This window comes from Desulforhabdus sp. TSK (assembly GCF_022836495.1).
Lineage (GTDB): Bacteria > Desulfobacterota > Syntrophobacteria > Syntrophobacterales > Syntrophobacteraceae > Desulforhabdus.
In genome coordinates this window covers 1-255 of sequence record NZ_BQXM01000255.1, presented here as the reverse complement: position 1 = coordinate 255, position 255 = coordinate 1, and the positions used below count along the sequence as shown (strand labels likewise).

Here is a 255-nt window from a genome sequence, read left to right as displayed (position 1 = left end):
AACCCGTAGGTGGCAACCAGGAAAAGCATCGTGTAATCACGCAAACCGTAAGGGTTCGTCCTGTCGATGGAGGCGAGGAGCTGTTTTACGGTTTCCCACGGCAGATGGCGAGGTAGTCGCTCCAGCCGGTAGATCCTTGGAGTGTCGATCATCGTATGCAAGGGCTGACGCAGAACGGATTTCTCATGTTGAAAGCGCAGGAAGGCCCTCAGATATCCGATCACGTGCTGGAGAGAATACCGGTTGAGTCTTTTG

General features: G+C 53.7%; 1 pseudogene. It reads right to left on the bottom strand.

Annotation, left to right across the window (positions count from 1 at the left end):
- Window positions 1–255: pseudogene (locus MWC30_RS22305) on the bottom strand (integrase); the annotation flags it as partial.